Origin of the sequence: Paracoccus sp. S1E-3 (assembly GCF_013868135.1) — a bacterium.
GTDB lineage: Bacteria > Pseudomonadota > Alphaproteobacteria > Rhodobacterales > Rhodobacteraceae > Paracoccus.
On sequence record NZ_JACEMU010000004.1, the window covers coordinates 1,773,235 to 1,788,553 of the forward strand.

Genomic DNA, 15,319 nt, shown 5'->3' on the forward strand with positions numbered 1-15,319 from the left:
GGCGAGATAAGTCCAAAGCCGTCGGCCTTGGCAACTGTCTTTTCACATATGCCCGGCTGGATTAACCTTCGGTCATCCCAGCGAAAGGCGGCGACATGCTGACAGGAAGCTGCCATTGCGGCCGGTTGCACTGGCGCTTCGACACCTGGCCGGATGGTGCAACGCTGTGCAACTGCACGATTTGCCGTCGATATGGTGTCCTGTGGATCTACGGCCATGAGGGCGAGGATGTCGCCCTGACCGGCGACAGCCACATCTACAAGACCAGCAGCGGCTGGCTGGAGTTCCATTTCTGCCCCGATTGCGGCTGCATCGCCGCATGGCGCGGGGTGCATCTGCAAAAGGACGGCCGCCGCCGCCTCGCCGTCAATCTGCGACTGTCGGAAGATCAGGATATCATCCGACCGATCCCGCTCGATCTGTTCGACGGGCTGGACAGCTTCACCGATCTGTCCCGCGACGGCCGCACGGTCGGTGACGTGATAATGTAGCCTCAGGTGCGAATGGCATCCCGCGCCTCCTCGGCCACCACGGGCGGCCAGGGGCGCATCGCCTCGGCCGTGATCCAGCCCTGAACCCATTCGGGCAGCGCCGGGCTGTCATCGTGGTAACCCACGGCGGCAAAGACCTGCTGCGGGCTGACGATCCCCTTCGGGCCGGTGAAGGCCCCGCGCAGCAGCATGTGATTGCAGCACTCGCCCTTCCGCCACATCGACTGCTCCATATACATGAAGCGCTGATCCCAGCCGATCATCCGGCTGAGCATGGTGAAACGGTCGAAGGCCCGGATCCGCCGGCGATACCGCGTCGAGTTGCCCGCGACGGTAATCCCCCAGCCATGTTCGCGCAACGCACCGATCAACCCGGTCCTGACCGCCATGGGAATGCGGCCGAGATCATAAAGGGTCAGCGTGCGGCCGTTGTTCAGCTCGATCCACGGGTCCAGATCCCAGGGCCAGCACATATGGGTCGAGATATGCGTGTCCAGCGGCCCCAGCTTGGGCGCGTTACGGAATTTCAGCATTTCCTTGGTAAAGCGGACAAAGGGATACATGCGCGGCCTCCTGTTGCTGCGGGGGTAACAGGGGGGTGAGCGGTGTCAACAACGACGCAGCGCAAGCTTGCGCGAAAGGCCCGGCTGCCTTAGGTGCTGGCCTGCGCATCTTTTCGGGGGAAACGGCGATGGCGATGAATGAAACGCCGCGGGTCGGTCTGGTCGGCTGGCGGGGCATGGTGGGTTCGGTCCTGATGGACCGAATGGAGGCCGAAGGCGACTTCGACCATATCGAGCCGGTTTTCTTCTCGACTTCGAACGCTGGCGGCAAGGCCCCAAAGGGCGATCAGCCGCTGGCCGATGCCTATGACCTTCAGGCGCTGAAATCCTGCGACGCCATTCTGACCTGTCAGGGCGGCGATTATACGTCTGACATCTATGCGAAACTGCGGGCCGAGGGCTGGGACGGCCACTGGATCGACGCGGCCTCGACGCTGCGGATGGCGGATGATGCGCTGATCGTGCTGGACCCGGTGAATCGCCCGCAGATCGATGAGGCGATCACCGCCGGCAACCGCAACTGGGTGGGCGGCAACTGCACCGTCAGCTGCATGCTGATGGGTGTCGGCGCGCTGTACAAGGCGGGACTGGTGGAATGGATGTCGACCCAGACCTATCAGGCGGCCTCGGGCGGCGGCGCCAAGCATATGCGCGAATTGCTGACCCAATACGGTGCCCTGAACGCCGAGATCCGCGACCTGCTGGACGATCCGAAATCGGCGATCCTCGAAATCGACCGCAAGGTGCTGGCCCGCCAGCAGGCCATGCTGGGCACCGATGAGGCCGCCCAGTTCGGCGCGGTTCTGGGCGGCTCGCTGATCCCGTGGATCGACAAGGATCTGGGCAATGGCCAGTCCAAGGAAGAATGGAAGGCCATGGCCGAGACGAACAAGATCCTCGGTCTTGGGCCCGACGCGATGGGCGGCTCGACCGAACCGGCGATCCCGGTCGACGGGTTCTGCATCCGCATCGGCGCCATGCGCTGCCACAGCCAGGCCCTGACCTTCAAGCTGAACGGCGATGTGCCCGTGGACGAGATCGAGGCGATCATCGCCGAGGATAATCCTTGGGTGAAGGTCATCCCGAACGAGAAAGAGGCGTCGATGCGCGACCTTACCCCGGTCGCCGTCACCGGCACGCTGACCATCCCGGTCGGCCGCATCCGCAAGCTGGCCATGGGGCCGGAATATGTCGGCGCCTTCACCGTCGGCGACCAGCTTCTGTGGGGCGCGGCCGAGCCGCTGCGCCGCATCCTGCGCATCCTGATCGAGGCCTGACCGATGACCACGCTTTACCAAGCCATCATGCTGATCCTGGACGTGGTCTGGTTTCTGATGATCGCCCATATCATCATGTCCTGGCTGATCAATTTCCAGGTCCTGAACCTGCGCCAGCCGCTGATCGCGCAGCTTTGGGACGGGCTGAACCGGATTCTCGAACCGATCTATGGCCCGATCCGCCGGCTGCTGCCCTATACCGGCGGCCTCGATCTGGCGCCGCTGGTGGTGTTCATCGGCATCATCATCCTGCGGCAGGCCTTGGCGAATAACGCAGGCTTCTTCCTGGGCTGATCATGCCAGCCGACCTGCTGCGCCAGATCTTCGGCTTCGACGAATTCCGTCCCGGCCAGCAGGACATCGTCGAGGCCGTGCGCGATGGCCGCGACGTGCTGGCCATCATGCCGACGGGCGGCGGCAAGTCGCTGTGCTTCCAACTGCCGGCGCTGATCCGGGACGGGGTGACGGTGGTGATCTCGCCGCTCATCGCCCTGATGCGCGATCAGGTCCGCGCCCTGCGCGAGGCGGGTGTGGCCGCGGGCGCGCTGACCTCGGGCAATACCGAGGCCGAGACGGACGAGATCTTCGCCGCCCTGCGCGCAGGCACGCTGAAGATCCTGTATATGGCGCCGGAACGCCTCGCCTCGGGCGGGACACTGCCGCTTCTGCGCCGCGCCGGCGTCACCGCCATCGCCGTGGACGAGGCCCATTGCGTCAGCCAATGGGGACATGACTTCCGCCCCGACTATCTGCGCATCGGCCAGCTTAAACAGGCGCTGAACGTGCCACTGTCGGCCTTCACCGCCACGGCCGATGCCGAAACCCGCGCGGAAATCGTCACCCGCCTGTTCGCGGGCGAGGCACCGCTGACCTTCCTGCGCGGCTTCGACCGCCCGAACATCCATCTGGCCTTCCAGCCCAAGGACAGCCCGCGCCGGCAGATCATGGATTTCGCGGCAGCGCGAAGCGGCCAGTCCGGCATCGTTTATTGCGGCAGCCGCGCCAAGACCGAGACCCTCTCGGCCGCGCTGAACGCCGCCGGCCACAGCGCGCTGCACTATCACGGCGGCATGGACCCCGAGGCCCGGCGCGAGGCCGAGGCCCGTTTCCAGCGCGAAGACGGGCTGATCGTCGCCGCCACCGTGGCCTTCGGCATGGGCATCGACAAGCCCGATATCCGCTGGGTCGCCCATGCCGACCTGCCCAAATCGATCGAGGCCTATTATCAGGAGATCGGCCGCGCCGGGCGCGACGGCGCGCCTGCCGAAACCCTGACGCTGTTCGGCCCCGACGACATTCGCATGCGCCGCGCCCAGATCGACGAAGGGCTGGCCGACAACGCCCGCAAGGATGCCGACCATGCCCGCCTGAACACCCTGCTGGGACTGGCCGAGGCGACCTCGTGCCGCCGACAGCTGCTGCTGTCCTATTTCGGCGAGACTTCGGAACCTTGCGGCAACTGCGACCTCTGTGACGCGCCGCCTGCCACCTTCGACGCCACCATCCCCGTGCGCATGGCGCTCTCGGCCATGCTGCGAACGGGCGAATGGTTCGGCGCGGGCCATGTCATCGACGTGCTGACCGGCAACACAACCGAGAAGATCCGCGAACGCGGCCATGACCACCTGCCCACCTTCGGCGTCGGGCGCGACTGGTCCAAGGCGCAATGGCAGGCGATCATCCGCCAGATGATGGGCCGCGACCTGTGCCGCCCGGACCCGTCCCGACACGGCGCACTGCACATCACCGACGCCGCCCATCCGGTCCTGCGCGGTGAAATCCAGATCACCCTGCGCGAGGATAGCATCCGCCGCGCGAAACCCGCTTTCGTGCCAAAGATGCAGGTGGCCGAGGAGGACGCGCCGCTGTTCTCGGCGCTGAAGGCCAGGCGCCGCGCCTTGGCCGAGGCCGCGCGTGTCCCCGCCTATGTCATCTTCCCCGACCGCACCTTGCAGGAAATGGCCGAGCGCCGCCCGCAGACGCTGGACGAGATGGCCCGGATCAGCGGCGTCGGCGCGAAGAAGCTGGAAAGTTACGGCGCGGCCTTCCTGTCGGTCATCGCGGGCGACACCGCCCCCATGCATCCGGCGCGTCGGGCGCTGGCAGGGCGTGCCTCCGGCGCGCTGTTCGATCGGCTGGCCGAGGCGCAGATGCGTCTGGTCCGCGGGGAGGACGGGACCGGGAAACCGCTGAGTTGCTCGACCAGCCAGCTCAAACGTATCGCCGAGCAGCGCCCGGCGGACCGCGACGCGATGTCGCGCTTTCTGGACGCGGCGCGGCTGGACCGCTTCGCCGGGGCCTTTCTGGCCGAGATCGAGGCCGGCTGACCCTTTGCTCCTGCCGGCGGCATGGGCTAGGCTTCGCGCATCTCAACAGAAGGAAGCGCATCATGGCTTTAGGTGAAGGCGACAAGCTGCCGGCTGGCAAGCTGCTGAACATGACCGAAAACGGCCCGGCCGAGGTCGATCTGGCCGATTACGCGACGGGCCGCGTCGCGATCTTCGCGCTGCCCGGCGCATTCACCGGCACCTGCACCACCGCCCATGTGCCGAGCTTCATCCGCACCGCCGACCAGTTCCGCGCCAAGGGCGTCGACCGGATCGTCTGCGTCAGCGTGAACGACCCCTTCGTGATGGGCGCATGGGCGACCTCGACCGGCGCCGACAAGGCCGGACTGACCTTCCTCGGCGATGCCGATGGCAGCTTCACCAAGGCGATGGGCATGAATTTCGACGCCCCGCCTGCGGGCCTGTTCGGACGGTCCAAGCGCTATGCCATGCTGGTCGAGGACGGCACGATCACCGCCCTGAATATCGAGGAATCGCCCGGCCAGTGTTCCATCTCGGGCGGCGAGGCGCTGCTGGAGCGCGCCTAGACCGGGATCATGGTGCCCTGCAGCATGGCGACATGCTTGCGGGCACCCGCCGTCTCGGCAAACACATCCGCGGCGACCACCACGATGCGGCGGCCGGCGCGGACGACCCGGCCTTCGGCCACCAGCCGATCCCCGAGCGCGGGCGCCATCAGGTTGATCTTCATCTCGACCGTCATCACCTCTGCGCCTTCGGGCAGCACCGTCAGCGCCGAATAGCCCGCCGCCGAATCGCCGATGGAAAAGGCCAGCCCGGCATGGCCCGCCCCCTGCTGCTGCAGGCTGGTCGGCAGGATCGGCGCGGTGATGACCACGCGGCCCTCGGCCACGTTGTCGAGTTCCGCCCCCAGCGTCTGCATCATCGTCTGCTTGCCGAAACTGTCGCGGATGCGTGCTTCGATTTCCATGATCCCCCCGTCGGATGCGCGGGGTTATAGAAACCCGATCATTCGCCCGGCGACAAGGGCGCCGAGCCAGGCCGAAAACGACACCGCCGCGCCCAATCGCAGCCCAACCGAGACCACCCCGCCCGCGGCAGCGCGCCCCCAGGTGCCCGAAAGATGCAGCGCCGCCACGTTCAGCAGCGCCGTGACCAGCAGCAGCACTTTGACCCGAAACGCCGGATTGCCGAGGTATTCGCCCGGCCGGACCGAAATCAGCGCCAGCCCGGTCAGCATTGCAAGCCCGACACCGACCGCCGCCACCCGGCTGAGAAACGGCCCGATTACCGCTAGCGGGGGCGCCCGAAGCAGCCCCTGAATCCGCAGATCCAGCGGCAGGATCGCCCCGAGGATCAGCCCGATGCCAAGGATATGCGTCGCATTCACCAAGGCATAAAGCAGGGCCGAGCGGCGCATCGGGCCCGAAAACGGCAACCCAGCGAGGAACTCGGCCAGCGTTTGCACGCTAGTTTTCCGGCAGCCGTTCCGGGTAGAAGACGTAATCCCGCCCGTCCAGCGTGATGCTGACCGCCTTCATCCGCGCCTCGCCCCGGTCGCGGGAGCGGTTGCCGAGGATCTCAACCTGATCGCCCGCTTCGGCCACGCCCTCGACAAAGCCCGCACGCTCGGTGCGGCCGGGATTGCCCAGTTCCACCGTCCAGAGGTTGCCGTCGGCGGCCTCGACCTCAAGGATCGGGTGCGGGGGCGCGATGGTGACGCTGCGGATTGCGCCGGTCATCTGGATCAGATCGCCCTCGGCCCAGCCCCAGCCGTGATGCGCCAGCGCGGGCAGCGACAGGGCCGACAGCAGGACGGAAGCGGCGACAAGGCGGCGTATCGGTTGCATGGCGGATCCTCCGGTTCGCGGTCCAGTCTAGGACAGCATGGCCCGCGCGCGCAGCGCTTTCGCATCAAAGCTTCTTGATCGCCCCGCAGCGGCGCTCAATCGCCGAACAGCGGCGTTTGCAGCGGCGTGATCGGCGCATCCAGCCCCAGATGCCGCCAGCCTTTCGCCGCCAGCATCCGCCCGCGCGGCGTCCGCGCGATCAGCCCCTGCTGCAGCAGATAGGGCTCGATCACCTCCTCGATGGCATCACGGCTTTCCGAGAGCGCCGCCGCCAGCGTCTCGACCCCGACCGGGCCGCCGCCGTAATTCTCGGCGATCAGGCCCAGATAGCGGCGATCGGCCCCGTCGAGGCCCAGATCATCCACGCCCAGCCGTGTCAGCGCGTTATCGGCAATCGCCCGCGTCAACCGGCCGTCACCTTCCACCAGCGCGAAATCCGCCACCCGGCGCAGCAGGCGCCCCGCGATCCGCGGCGTGCCGCGCGCGCGCCGCGCGATTTCGCGGGTGCCGTCCAGATCGGCGGCCATCCCCATCAGCCGCGCCCCGCGCTGCACGATCAGGTCCAGTTCCTCGATGGTGTAGAATTGCAGGCGCGTGGGAATTCCGAATCGGTCGCGCAGCGGCGTGGTCAGCAGGCCCAGCCGGGTCGTCGCGCCGACCAGCGTGAAGGGCTGCAACTCGATCCTGACCGTGCGCGCGGCGGGGCCTTCGCCGATCATCAGGTCCAGTTCGAAATCCTCCATCGCCGGATAAAGGACTTCCTCGACGGCGGGGTTCATCCGGTGGATCTCGTCGATGAACAGCACGTCGCGGGCTTCGAGATTGGTCAGGATCGCCGCCAGATCGCCCGCCCGCGCCAGCACCGGGCCCGAGGTCATCTTGAAATTCACCCCCAACTCGCGCGCCATGATCTGCGCCAGCGTGGTTTTTCCAAGGCCGGGCGGACCGTGAAACAGGGTGTGGTCCATCGCCTCGCCGCGGCGGCGGGCACTTTCGATGAAAACGCGCAGATTGGCCCGCGCCTCTGCCTGGCCCACGAAGTCGGTCAGCGCCTGCGGACGCAGGGCGCGCCCCGGCTCGTCCTCGGGCAGGGGTTCAGGGCGCAGGGTGGGGTCAGGAAGGCTCATAATTTCAGCTTCTGCAGCGCGGCGATCCGCGCCTCGGTCGAGGGGTGGGTGCGGAACAGGCTATCCATGCGCAGCGCCCCCAACGGGTTGATGATATACATCGCCGCCGAGGCCGGGTTGCGTTCGGCGGGAATGTTCGGGATCTGCCCCGAGACAGCCGCGATCTTGCGCAGCGCATTGGACAGGCCCTGCGTCTGCCCTGCGATCTCGGCGCCGAGCGCATCGGCGCGGAACTCCCGCGTCCGCGAGATGGCCATTTGAACCAGCCCCGCCGCCAGCGGCGCGAAAATCATCGCGAGAATACCGCTCAGCGCGCCGCCGCGCCCCTCGCGTCCGCCGGTGAACAGCGCCAGATTGCCCAGCATGGCAATCGCACCGGCCAGCGTGGCGGCGACTGTCATGGTCAGCGTGTCGCGATTGCGGATATGGGCCAGTTCATGGGCGAGGACGCCCGCCAGTTCGTCCCGGTTCAGGCTGCGCAGCAGTCCTTGCGTCACCGCCACGGCGGCATGCTGGGGATCGCGGCCGGTGGCGAAGGCATTGGGCTGGTCGCTTTGCAGCACGTAGACGGCGGGCATCGGCAGACCCGCACGCTGCGCCAGCGCCGCCACCAGCGCCACCAGATCGGGCGCGGTCTGGGCATCGACGCGGACCGCGCCGGCCTGCCGCAGCAAGGCCCGGTCGCTGTTCCACCACGCCCAGACATTGCCCACACCGGCGAAGATCAGCGCCAGAATCATCCCGCCGCGACCGCCGACCAGCCAGCCAAGCCCCATCAGCAGGGCCGTCAGCGCGGCCATAAGGGTGAATGTGCGCAGCGTGCCGGACATCATAGACTTCCTATTCCTTCGGCGCCAGCGATCGCAGCGCCGCGCGGATCAATGCCGGGGTCGCCGCCCCCGCTTCCGCCATCGCCGCCTGCGCCACCGCCTGAGCAGCCTCTGATGGGTTATAGCCCAGATTGGTCAGCGCCGACAGCGCCTCGGATTGCGCGGCGGCCGAAGGCGGCGGCGCAGACGGCGGCGGGGCTGCGGCCGGAGGCGTATCGGTCTCGATCACCGGCAGGCCCGCATCGACGGTCAGTGCGCCGCCCATGGCCATGACCGACGGCGCCTTGTCCTTCAGCTCCAGCACCACGCGCTGCGCGAGTTTCGGGCCGACGCCCGGCGCTTTCCTGACCGCCGACCAGTCGCCAAGCGCGATGGACCGGCCCAGCCCTTCCGCGCCCAGGGTGCCCAGAATCGCCAGCGAGGCTTTGGCCCCGATCCCCTGCACGCTGGTCAGCAGCTTGTGCCATTCCTTTTCCAGAAGGCTGGGGAAGCCGAACAATTGCAGCAGATCCTCGCGCACCAGCAGGTCGGTATAGAGCGCGGTCGCCTGACCGACCGGCGGCAGGCTGGCCGCCGTCCGTTCACTGATATGGACGATATAGCCCACGCCACGCACATCGATCAGCACGTGATCGGGGGCGCGGTGCAGGATCACCCCGGCGATACGGCCGATCACGCCCGCACCTTGATGCGGATGGTGCGCGATTGCAGGTGATGGGCGTGACAGATGGCAATGGCGAGCGCATCCGCCGCGTCGGGGCCGGCGAATTCGACGCCGGGCAGCTGATGGCGCACCATGTGCTGAACCTGTTCCTTTCCGGCGTGGCCGACACCGACCACCGCCTTCTTGACCGCATTGGGGGCGTATTCGCCGATTTCCAGCCCCGCTTCAGCCGGGGCCAGCAGGGCGATGCCGCGCGCCTGTCCCAGCTTCAGCGTGCCCACCGCGTCCTTGTTCACAAAGGTCTGCTCCACCGCCGCCGCCGTCGGCGCATGCGCGATGATGACCGCCGACAGCCCGCGATAAAGCCGCAGCAGGCGCACCCCCAGCTCGCCCTGATCGGAATGGACGATGCCATTGGCGATATGTCGCAGGCGCGGGCCGTCCAACTCGATCACACCCCAGCCCATGTTCTGCAAACCGGGGTCGATGCCCAGAACCCGCATGCCCTGCCCTCTTTCCTTCGTTTTCCGCAGGCTAGCACGAAACGCGAACATCGGGAAAGAGGTCCTTTTCCGCGCCCCCCTTTGCTTGACACCGCCCCCCCGTTCCTTGACACAAACGGTAAACACTTCGGAGGTTAGATGTCGCCAGCCCTGATCGCAGCGCTGCCCTTCCTGGGCGCGCTTTTGCCCGGACTTCTGATCCGCTCGGGGCGCAATGTCGCGGCGATCTCCTGCGGAACCATGACATTGCTGGCCCTGATCGGGCTGTGTCTTCACATTCCCGCCGTCATGGACGGGCAGGTCATCACCAGCAGTTTCACCTGGCTGCCCCGGATCGGGCTGGATGCCAGCTTCCGCATCGACGGGCTGAGCCTGCTGTTCGGGATCCTGATCCTGGGGATCGGGCTGCTGATCATCCTCTATGCCCGTTACTACCTGTCCAAGGGCGATCCGGTCGGGCAGTTCTATACCTATCTGATGCTGTTCCAAGGCGCGATGATGGGCATCGTGCTGTCGGATAACGTGCTGTTCCTGCTGGTGTTCTGGGAACTGACCTCGCTGTCCTCCTTCCTGCTGATCGGCTATTGGAAGCATCTGCCCGAGGGGCGGCAGGGCGCGCGTATGGCGCTGACCGTGACGGGAATGGGCGGCCTCGCGATGATCGCGGGGATGATGATCCTCGGCAATATCGCCGGCAGTTACAACATCGGCGACATTCTGCAGGCGAAGGAGGCGATCCAGGCCTCGCCGCTTTATGTGCCGGCGCTGCTGCTGATCCTGCTGGGCGCTTTCACCAAATCGGCGCAGTTCCCGTTCCATTTCTGGCTTCCCCAAGCCATGGCCGCGCCGACGCCGGTGTCTGCCTATCTGCACAGCGCCACCATGGTGAAGGCCGGACTGTTCCTGATGGCGCGGCTGTGGCCCGTGCTGTCCGGCACGCCCGAGTGGTTCTATATCGTCGCCACCACCGGGCTGTTCACCATGCTGCTGGGCGCGGTGATCGCGCTGTTCAAGGACGATCTGAAGGCGATTCTGGCCTTCTCGACCGTCAGCCAGCTGGGCATGGTGACCATGCTGCTGGGTCTGGGAACCGAGGCGGGGGTGATCGCCGCCGTCTTCCACATCATCAACCACGCCACCTTCAAGGCCGCGCTGTTCATGACCGCCGGGATCGTCGATCACGAGGCCGGCACCCGCTCGATGAAGCTGCTGGGAGGGCTGCGCAAGCTGATGCCCATCACCTTCATCATCGGCACCATCGCGGCCCTGTCCATGGCCGGGGTTTTCCCGCTGAACGGCTTCATCTCCAAGGAGATGATGCTAGACGACGCCATCCACACCAGCTGGGCGGGCCATCCGCAACTGTTCGGGATCATAGCGGCCATCGCGGCGACCTTCTCGGTCGCCTATTCGCTGCGCTTCATCTCGGGCACCTTCCTCGGGCCGGTGCGCGACGACTATCCCCATCACCCGCATGATCCGGGCCTGGGGCTGCTGTTCAGTCCCGGCCTGCTGGTGGTGCTGGTGGTCCTGATCGGGCTGATGCCGATGACCATGGCGGGCTGGCTGGTCACCGCTTCGGCCAATGCGGTCACCGGGGCCGCGACCGAGCCCGACCTCGCCCTGTGGCATGGCGTGAACGCGCCGCTGCTCATCTCGGGCGCGGCGCTGGTGATCGGTGCGCTGATGGTCGCCTTCCACCGTCCGCTGCAACGGATCTGGGACGCGCTGCCGCGCCCCGAGGCCAAGACCATCTTCGACGCGGTGATCCGCCGCGCCGTCCGCTGGGCGCAGGCGGTCAATGACGGGCTGCATGACGGCCGGCTGGCGCGTGGCGCGGGCATGATGGCCGCCACCATCGTGTTGGCCGGCACCTTCGCCTGGATCACCGGCCGCGCCGGCCCCGAAACCCGCGCGATGCTGCCGATCAGCCCGGTCGCCGCCATCGGCTTCGTGCTGCTGATCGTGGCCACCGCCTGCATGGTGGTCTTCCACCGCAACCGCCTGCTGGCACTGGTGCTGATCGGCATCGTCGGCCTGATCGTCAGCTGCGCCTTCGTTTACCTGTCGGCACCGGATCTGGCGCTGACGCAGATCTCGGTCGAGGTGGTCACCGTCATGCTGATGCTGCTGGCGCTGAACTTCCTGCCCAAGGTCACCTGGGTCGAGACCGGCGGCCTGCGCCGGGGCGCCGACGCGCTGATCGCCACCATGGTCGGGCTGGCCTTCGGCGGGCTGGCCTATGCGATCATGCGGCGCGACTTCGCCTTCGACACCATCTCGCAATACCACATCGCCAACAGCTACAAGCAGGGCGGCGGCGACAATATCGTCAACGTCACGCTGGTCGACTTCCGCGGCTATGATACCTTTGGCGAGATCACCGTGCTGGGGATCGCCGCGCTGGTGATCTATGCCATGACCGAGACGCTGCTGATCGGAAAATCCGCCCGCAAGCTGGCCAACTGGCGCCACGACCAGAAGCGCGCCGGCGATCGCCACCCGCTGATGCTGGTGGTGGCGACGCGGCTGATCCTGCCGATCTCGCTGACGGTCGGGCTGTTCATCTTCATGCGCGGCCACAACCAGCCGGGCGGCGGCTTCGTCGCCGGTCTGATCGTCGCGATTTCGCTGCTGATGCAATACATGGCCTCGGGCTTCGCCTGGGCGCAGGAACGTCAGCGCGTGCCCTTCCACGCGATGATCGGCGCCGGCGTCATCGTCGCCGCCGCCACCGGCATGGGCGCGTGGTTCTTCGGCGTGCCCTTCCTGACCTCGGCTTACGGCTATTTCAAACTCCCCTTCCTGGAGGAGTTCGAACTGGCCACCGCCATGGCCTTCGATCTGGGCGTCTTCCTGTGTGTCGTGGGCGCGGTCATGCTGGCGCTGAATTCGCTGTCACGGATCGCCCGGCGCACGGGCGAATCGACGAACCGCCCCGCCACCAATCAGGCCCCCCCCGCAGTTCCGAAGGAGGCGCATTGATGGAAGCGCTCGTCGCAATCGCCATCGGCGCCATGAGCGCCTCGGGCATCTATCTGGTGCTGCGCCTGCGGACCTTCCCGGTCGTGATCGGCATGACCATGATGTCCTATGCGATCAACCTGTTCCTCGTCGCCACCGGCCGGCTGGCGATCAACAAGCCGCCGATCCTGCAAAATCATGGCGCACCGGATTTCTCGGCCTATACCGATCCGCTGCCGCAGGCGCTGACGCTGACCGCCATCGTGATTTCCTTCGGGATGACGGCAGTGGTCGTGCTGCTGTCGCTGGGCGCCTATATCGAGGGAGGTGACGATTATATCGACATGCCCGAATCCGACCGGCGCGAGGACGGGAACGCCGAATGAACCACTTCATCATTGCCCCCGTCCTTCTTCCCGCGATCATCGGCGGCCTCATCATCCTGTGGATGCGGCATGATCTGCTGCTGCAGCGCGTCTTCTCGACCGTCGGCTCGGTCCTGCTGCTGGGCGCGGCGCTGTATCTGGCCTTCCATGCCAGCACCGGCGAGGTCTTCGTCTATCGTCTGGGCAACTGGCCCGCGCCCTTCGGCATCGTGCTGATGCTGGACCGGCTGGCCGGGATGATGCTGGTGCTGACCGCCTTTCTGGGGCTGGTCGTGCAGCTTTACGCCATCGGTTCCGGCTGGGACCGCAAGGGCTGGCATTTCCACGCGCTGTGGCAGTTCCAGATGATGGGCGTCATGGGCGCCTTCCTGACCGGCGACGCCTTCAACCTGTTCGTCTTCTTCGAGGTGCTGCTGATCGCCTCCTACGGGTTGATGATCCATGGCGGCGGCCCGCTTCGCCTGCGCGCGGGCGTGCAATATGTGGTCATCAACCTGATCGGCTCGACCCTGTTTCTGGCCGCGCTGGGGACGCTTTACGCGGTGACCGGCACGCTGAACATGGCAGACATGGCGATCAAGGTGGCGGCGCTGCCGCTCAGCGATACCGCCGTGCTGCGCACCGGCGCGGTGCTGCTGATGCTGGTCTTCGCCATCAAGGCGGCGCTGGTGCCGCTGCATTTCTGGCTGCCCTCGACCTATGCGAATGCGCCGGGCCCGGTGGCGGCGCTGTTCGCGATCATGTCGAAGGTCGGCGTCTATTCCATCATCCGCTTCTATACGCTGGTCTTCCCCGGCGATTCCGCGGTCGAGACGCTGGTTTCCGACATGCTGCTGCCTGCGGCGCTGATTACCCTGATCGTGGGTCAGGTGGGCGTGCTGGGGGGGCGGCATCTGGGTCGGGTGGCGGCGATGTCGGCCATCGCTTCGATCGGCACGCTGGTGATCGCGGTGTCGATGTTCACGCCGGAATCGATCTCGGCGGCACTGTATTACACCATCCACTCGACCCTGACCGGGGCGGCGCTTTTCCTGATCGCCGACATGATCGCGGCCCGGCGCGGCGGCGACCTGTGGCTGACCCTGCGCCCGAAGATCCAGAACAGCGGGCTGATCGCGGCGATGTTCTTCGCCGCCGCCATCGCCGCGGCCGGGTTGCCGCCGATGTCGGGTTTCATCGGGAAGCTGCTGGTGCTGGATGCGACCCGGCTGGACCCGTGGTGGGTCGGCATCTGGGCGACGATCCTGATCACTTCGCTGTTCGCCATCGTGGGCTTTGGCCGCGCCGGCTCCACCCTGTTCTGGCTGCCCTTCCAGCTGCAACGGATCGAGCAGCAGGCCGCTGCCGAGGGCAGGCCCGCCCCCCAAAGTCCCATTCCGCCCAAGCTGGAGCCGGACGAACATATCCAGGACATCGGTGACGCGGTGTCGCCCACGCTGACCTTCGCGGCCACCGGCACGCTGCTGGCCGGGCTGGTGGCGTTGACCGTCTTCGCGGGGCCCGCGCTGCGTATGACCGACAGCATTGCCGACCAGCTGTTCAGCCCGCATCCCTATGTCGAATCGGTGCTGGTCAATCAGGAGGGCGCACGGCCATGAGTCGGCTTTTCCCCCATCCGATCCTGTCGGCGCTGCTGGTGGTGACCTGGCTTCTGCTGGTCAACGACTTCCGCTGGGGTTCGCTGGTCTTCGGCATGATCCTCGGGCTGGTGATCCCGCTGTTCATCAAGCCTTACTGGCCCTATCGCTCGACGCTGAAATCGCTGCCGAAATACGCCAGCTACATGCTGCTGGTGTTCTGGGACATCATCGTGGCCAATATTCAGGTCGCCAGGATCGTGCTGTTCAAGCCGAACAGCCAGCTGAAGCCCGCATGGATCGTCATCCCGCTGGACATCCGCACCCCCGAGGCGATCACCGTGCTGGCCGGCACCATCACCCTCACACCGGGGACGGTCAGCTGCGACCTGTCGGAATGCGGCCACGCGCTGCTGGTGCACTGCCTGCACGCGCCCGACCCCGCGGCTGTGGTGGCCGATATCAAGACCCGCTACGAATCGCGCCTGAAGGAGATCTTCGCATGATCGCCTATGCCCTGACCTTTGCCTTTGCCTGTTTCGGGATCGCGCTTCTGTTCAACCTCTACCGGGTGGTGATCGCACCGGGCGTGCCTGACCGGATTCTGGCGCTGGATACGATGACCATCAACATGATCGCCATGCTGACCCTGTTCGGCCTTCGCGAGGGCACCGAGATGTATTTCGAGGCCTCGCTGCTGTTCGCCATGGTCGGTTTCGTCTCGACCGTGGCCTATGCGAAATTCATCCTGCGCGGCGATATCATCGAATAGGGGGCA

General features: G+C 66.4%; 18 protein-coding genes. 10 read left to right on the plus strand and 8 right to left on the minus strand.

Annotated features, from left to right (window positions below; genetic code table 11):
* Positions 1–95: 95 nt before the first annotated feature.
* On the plus strand, positions 96–491 hold the full coding sequence (locus H1S04_RS08775) for a GFA family protein (protein ID WP_181745108.1): 396 nt from the start codon (positions 96–98) through the stop codon (positions 489–491).
* 2 nt (positions 492–493) lie between these two features.
* Here H1S04_RS08775 and H1S04_RS08780 read toward each other — a convergent pair whose 3' ends face one another.
* Positions 494–1,054, minus strand: coding sequence for an acyl-CoA thioesterase (locus H1S04_RS08780; RefSeq protein WP_181745109.1), 561 nt, complete (start codon positions 1,052–1,054; stop codon positions 494–496).
* Positions 1,055–1,182: 128 nt separating this feature from the next.
* On the opposite strand from H1S04_RS08780, the gene asd reads away from it, so the two are divergent.
* From asd to H1S04_RS08800, 4 genes are all read left to right on the plus strand, one after another.
* The gene (gene asd / locus H1S04_RS08785; RefSeq protein ID WP_220185113.1) at positions 1,183–2,331 is read left to right on the plus strand and encodes an aspartate-semialdehyde dehydrogenase; all 1,149 of its coding nucleotides are present in this window, start codon (positions 1,183–1,185) and stop codon (positions 2,329–2,331) included.
* 3 nt (positions 2,332–2,334) lie between these two features.
* Entirely contained in the window at positions 2,335–2,625 is a 291-nt protein-coding gene (locus H1S04_RS08790; protein ID WP_181745110.1) for a YggT family protein, read from the plus strand.
* A 2-nt stretch (positions 2,626–2,627) separates the two neighbouring features.
* Positions 2,628–4,658, plus strand: coding sequence for a DNA helicase RecQ (gene recQ / locus H1S04_RS08795; RefSeq protein WP_370470494.1), 2,031 nt, complete (start codon positions 2,628–2,630; stop codon positions 4,656–4,658).
* A gap of 62 nt (positions 4,659–4,720) precedes the next feature.
* Complete coding sequence (locus H1S04_RS08800; protein ID WP_181745111.1) at positions 4,721–5,206, plus strand: peroxiredoxin; 486 nt, start codon at positions 4,721–4,723, stop codon at positions 5,204–5,206.
* Here H1S04_RS08800 and H1S04_RS08805 read toward each other — a convergent pair.
* From H1S04_RS08805 to ruvC, 7 genes are all read right to left on the minus strand, one after another.
* Complete coding sequence (locus H1S04_RS08805; RefSeq protein ID WP_181745112.1) at positions 5,203–5,610, minus strand: PaaI family thioesterase; 408 nt, start codon at positions 5,608–5,610, stop codon at positions 5,203–5,205. The two genes, H1S04_RS08800 and H1S04_RS08805, sit on opposite strands and share 4 nt — an antisense overlap.
* A gap of 24 nt (positions 5,611–5,634) precedes the next feature.
* Positions 5,635–6,108, minus strand: a complete 474-nt coding sequence (locus H1S04_RS08810; protein WP_298947111.1) for a DUF2214 domain-containing protein — start codon at positions 6,106–6,108, stop codon at positions 5,635–5,637.
* Between the two features lies 1 nt (position 6,109).
* A complete protein-coding gene (locus H1S04_RS08815) occupies positions 6,110–6,490 on the minus strand; it encodes a DUF6152 family protein (protein WP_181745113.1) in 381 nt (126 codons plus the stop codon).
* 95 nt (positions 6,491–6,585) lie between these two features.
* A complete protein-coding gene (gene ruvB, locus H1S04_RS08820) occupies positions 6,586–7,617 on the minus strand; it encodes a Holliday junction branch migration DNA helicase RuvB (RefSeq protein ID WP_181745114.1) in 1,032 nt (343 codons plus the stop codon).
* The gene (locus H1S04_RS08825) at positions 7,614–8,447 is read right to left on the minus strand and encodes a M48 family metalloprotease (protein WP_181745115.1); all 834 of its coding nucleotides are present in this window, start codon (positions 8,445–8,447) and stop codon (positions 7,614–7,616) included. The genes ruvB and H1S04_RS08825 overlap by 4 nt, the downstream gene beginning before the upstream one ends.
* A 10-nt stretch (positions 8,448–8,457) precedes the next feature.
* Positions 8,458–9,123, minus strand: a complete 666-nt coding sequence (ruvA, locus tag H1S04_RS08830) for a Holliday junction branch migration protein RuvA (protein ID WP_181745116.1) — start codon at positions 9,121–9,123, stop codon at positions 8,458–8,460.
* Positions 9,120–9,614, minus strand: coding sequence for a crossover junction endodeoxyribonuclease RuvC (ruvC, locus tag H1S04_RS08835; protein WP_181745117.1), 495 nt, complete (start codon positions 9,612–9,614; stop codon positions 9,120–9,122). Before ruvC ends, ruvA begins: the two co-directional genes overlap by 4 nt.
* Positions 9,615–9,752: 138 nt before the next feature.
* On the opposite strand from ruvC, the gene H1S04_RS08840 reads away from it, so the two are divergent.
* The 5 genes from H1S04_RS08840 to H1S04_RS08860 are packed head-to-tail and all read left to right on the plus strand — an operon-like array spanning position 9,753 to position 15,313.
* The gene (locus H1S04_RS08840) at positions 9,753–12,599 is read left to right on the plus strand and encodes a monovalent cation/H+ antiporter subunit A (RefSeq protein WP_181745118.1); all 2,847 of its coding nucleotides are present in this window, start codon (positions 9,753–9,755) and stop codon (positions 12,597–12,599) included.
* On the plus strand, positions 12,599–12,964 hold the full coding sequence (locus tag H1S04_RS08845) for a Na+/H+ antiporter subunit C (protein WP_181745119.1): 366 nt from the start codon (positions 12,599–12,601) through the stop codon (positions 12,962–12,964). The genes H1S04_RS08840 and H1S04_RS08845 overlap by 1 nt, the downstream gene beginning before the upstream one ends.
* Entirely contained in the window at positions 12,961–14,562 is a 1,602-nt protein-coding gene (locus tag H1S04_RS08850; protein ID WP_181745120.1) for a monovalent cation/H+ antiporter subunit D, read from the plus strand. The genes H1S04_RS08845 and H1S04_RS08850 overlap by 4 nt, the downstream gene beginning before the upstream one ends.
* Positions 14,559–15,047: a Na+/H+ antiporter subunit E gene (locus H1S04_RS08855; protein ID WP_181745121.1), complete on the plus strand. Its 489-nt coding sequence runs from the start codon at positions 14,559–14,561 to the stop codon at positions 15,045–15,047. Before H1S04_RS08850 ends, H1S04_RS08855 begins: the two co-directional genes overlap by 4 nt.
* The gene (locus tag H1S04_RS08860) at positions 15,044–15,313 is read left to right on the plus strand and encodes a K+/H+ antiporter subunit F (RefSeq protein ID WP_181745122.1); all 270 of its coding nucleotides are present in this window, start codon (positions 15,044–15,046) and stop codon (positions 15,311–15,313) included. Before H1S04_RS08855 ends, H1S04_RS08860 begins: the two co-directional genes overlap by 4 nt.
* Positions 15,314–15,319 lie beyond the last annotated feature (6 nt).